This is a genomic window from Microcystis sp. M49636_WE2, assembly GCF_030065375.1.
GTDB classification, from domain to species: domain Bacteria; phylum Cyanobacteriota; class Cyanobacteriia; order Cyanobacteriales; family Microcystaceae; genus Microcystis; species Microcystis aeruginosa_C.
Genome location: NZ_JASJFG010000852.1, coordinates 1 through 3259 on the forward strand (window position 1 = coordinate 1; position 3259 = coordinate 3259).

Consider the following 3259-nt stretch of genomic DNA (forward strand, 5'->3'; position numbering starts at 1 on the left):
AAAGCCACTCTTAATCGTGTCTTGGAACGAAATAGAGGCTTTTAAAGACTGCGTACATGGAGAATTAAAACAAGAATTACCCTCGAAAAGCCTATTTTTCCACTAAGTATTTATGCTCATTGCAAAGGTGAGATGCTCCCGTGCCTTCGGCATCGCACTATCTATTGGGCATTCAGGTTTCTGAGAATTTTTTGTGCTAAAAATTCTTTGATTTCTGTATGTCGTGGTACAGCTTCAATCACCCCAGTTTGAGGGTTAATCCAAAGAGAATGAGAAGCACCCTCTCGCTTAAGATAACAACCAGCTTTCCGCAACTTTTTTTCTAATTCTTGACGTTTCATGGAATGGAAATTGTCTCCTCGATCGCCTCTTTCGGTAGTCCTCGACGAATATCAGCCAAACGATCTTCAAAAATTAGTTGAATAGCACTTTTTAAGCTTTCTTTGGCTTCTTCAATGGTTTCTCCTTGACCATTTGCACCTAGTACTTCAGGACAAATTGCCCAGTATCCCCCTTCTGTTGCTGCTTCAATGATGGCGGTGAATTCTCCTTTCATGACAATCTCCTTTGATAATTTATGAATTATTCGATAAGTAGGTAGGCGTTAAAAGTTGTCAGATGCCCCCCTTATCAAGGGGGGATTAAAGGGGGGACTAAGGGGGGATCGGCACCCCCCTTATCAAGGGGGGCAGGGGGGATCGAACCTAAAATCCATTTTTAATTTAATTATAACCAGCTACTTAAGTATAAATCCTGATGAAACCGCGTAATCGGCCGAGGAATGACCCCTATCTCTAAAAACCGAAAACCCACACATTCCGATCTCGGTTTGTGTGGGCTGATTGTTCACTTAATTCTAAGATTGAAAGCTTACACTTTGGCGAAATCTAAGAGCTTAACTCAGAGTAACACCAGAGCGATCATAAGTTTGTGAAGAAAAGTCGGCCGAGAAGCGACGTTGAACGGTTTCCCCGTAGCCATTGTCATTGTCAATACCAATTTCAGAAGCACTTCTCCCTAACATCGATTGTTGACGATTTTTGACGGCGTGGTGGTGACGCATCATTAAGGCGCGAGCTTGTTGTTCTGTAGACATAATCATTTCCTCCGAGCTGCAAATAGTGTTTCGAACTTTTTTAATCACCCATTAATATGTATAACATACAATTCTGTATCTATTTTTACAAAACGCCCTAATCCCAGAAAAATTAACAAAACTTTACAATAGGAGACGGTCGGCAGCAGTCAGAAGTCAGGAGATTGCTTTTATTTATTCTCCCCACCCCCCAATTCATAATTCATAATTCCCAAGACATCAATCGCCCTCACACCTTAATCGAACTAGGTTCATCGACGGCGGCGATAATGCGATGACAACCGGAAAAGGGTTGCGCCCATTGATACTGGTGTTCTAAAGGATTACCCCAACAGAGACCGAGATATAATTCTGTGCGCGCCACATCTAATTCCGCCCATTCGGACTGGGCAACTAATTCGGCTAGAGAATCGGCAGAAATGGGACGACGGGAGTTAAGCGCCCACCAAAAATTCATATTAGGGGTGATACTGTTCCAAAACTCTAAAACCGAGGCTTTGGCAGCCATGAGAATTTCCTTGTCACCCGCCACGGCAACTAATTGATTATGAATTTCGGGATAACGGAGAGTGCGATCGCCCCATTGACAAACACGCCAGATAATGCCCGAAACCTGATATTTTTGTTGATAATCGTGAACTTGGCGGCGAAAATCCTGATAGGCGAAGACTTTGCCCACCTTTTCTAGATTGATCGCCTTGGCAATCACCGGATTATCAATGCGCTCCGCCGGGGAGAGTAACAGACGTTCCCCTTTGCAAGTGGCGTGCATTTCTCGCTCGAGGATTTCAATTAACTGCTGTGTCGAGTAAGCCATACTACCGCTCTTACCTGAGAGAGGATTTCTTTTTATCATAAACTCGAATTTCCGTAGTGGAAAGGCTCGATCGCTAGAAAATTGTCAATCATCGGAAATATTGGCAGTATACCCCTTGATACTTGGGGTTTGCAGCAAAAAGCTTTTCGGTGGGGGCAGGGTGTGGGGTGTGGGGTGTGGGGTGTGGGGTGTGGGGAGAAACAATTCATAACTTGAGAGTTAATCACACTATTAAAAAGGGATTTAGTCTAACTGCTCGGTTTTACATCGGTTACTTTTTTTCTGGTCCAGAGGGCGAGAATTGTCAGGAAAAGTTAACCCATCACTCCCCCTCAAGGATTTTTATCGATTCCAGTTAATCGATCGGAAACCGTACAAGTGTATTTAATTAACAGTCCGACGTTTAATTTATCGTACTATTCCCCTGTTCTATTTCTCCCAGTCTTATTAAAATTTCTGATTGATCTGGGTGATTTCTAATTTTATTGATCTCTTCATAAGTAACCTCCATAATATCAAATAATAACCATATTAATCTTTCTCTCTTATCCTCGTCACTAAAATTTCCCCCGATGATAGCGTTTAATCTTCCTTGATATTTCTCTTGCGTTTCTTTCAGTGTAAATCTACTGAGTAATTCTTGGATGTATTCCTGAAGAGTAACTATTTGAAAACAATTAAATTCATGCTTAATAGACATATATAGGCTGGTTTTCTTGTTCCCCAATTTCTTTTGGAAAGGCTCAATAATAGATGCTTTAAATTGTTTGTACAACCCTAATATCTTTTTGATCAGACTGGAGACAGGATTAATTGTCGATAAGCTAAATCCACCCATTACTTGGTCGATTTGTTCTAAATTAGGGTTTAAGGAACTAATAATAAAACCAAAGACCAGAGCAATGATTAAACCCACATATACATTATCCTCGATCAAGCTTAATAGAGAAAATATAAACTGAATAAAAAGGTATAAAAGTATTGATACAAAAATTTTGACAATTAATAAAAAACGGAAAGTCTTTAAAAAATCCTTTTTTAAATCGGGAAATAAATGACGAATCCTAAAAGCTGAGAAATAGGTACTTCTAGTTTCAACTGCTACTCCAATAATTATCGCAGTCACCACAAAAGGCCACCGATCTTCTCCCAGAAGTTTCCGTATTTCGCTAAAAAGATCGGTGGCGGCAGTTGTCTGAGAATCTACCAAAAATAGGTAATGGGTGAATGAACTGAAAAAAGGAAACTTATCTAATTCCGTTAGAACCTGACTACAAAATACCATTTACCCTCAGCCAACGAGTTTTCCAAGTGGGAGTAAAGATTTTGTAGCTTTCTTCTTCATT

At 40.5% G+C, this 3259-nt stretch carries 5 protein-coding genes; all 5 read right to left on the bottom strand.

What is annotated here, in order from left to right; all coding sequences use genetic code 11:
* Positions 1–161 precede the first annotated feature (161 nt).
* The 5 genes from PX484_RS19500 to PX484_RS19520 all read right to left on the bottom strand — a co-directional run bounded on the left by PX484_RS19500 (position 162) and on the right by PX484_RS19520 (position 3198).
* Positions 162–341 carry a type II toxin-antitoxin system HicA family toxin gene (locus PX484_RS19500; protein WP_002782277.1) on the bottom strand — a complete coding sequence of 60 codons (180 nt, stop codon included), beginning with the start codon at positions 339–341 and terminating at the stop codon, positions 162–164.
* Entirely contained in the window at positions 338–556 is a 219-nt protein-coding gene (locus PX484_RS19505) for a type II toxin-antitoxin system HicB family antitoxin (protein WP_004163690.1), read from the bottom strand. Before PX484_RS19505 ends, PX484_RS19500 begins: the two co-directional genes overlap by 4 nt.
* Positions 557–895: 339 nt before the next feature.
* A complete protein-coding gene (gene gifA / locus PX484_RS19510) occupies positions 896–1096 on the bottom strand; it encodes a glutamine synthetase inactivation factor IF7A (RefSeq protein ID WP_002758764.1) in 201 nt (66 codons plus the stop codon).
* 229 nt (positions 1097–1325) lie between these two features.
* Positions 1326–1913 (bottom strand): hypothetical protein, encoded by a 588-nt coding sequence (locus tag PX484_RS19515; protein ID WP_004163689.1) that lies wholly within the window; start codon positions 1911–1913, stop codon positions 1326–1328.
* A 403-nt stretch (positions 1914–2316) separates the two neighbouring features.
* On the bottom strand, positions 2317–3198 hold the full coding sequence (locus tag PX484_RS19520; RefSeq protein ID WP_004163687.1) for a hypothetical protein: 882 nt from the start codon (positions 3196–3198) through the stop codon (positions 2317–2319).
* Positions 3199–3259 lie beyond the last annotated feature (61 nt).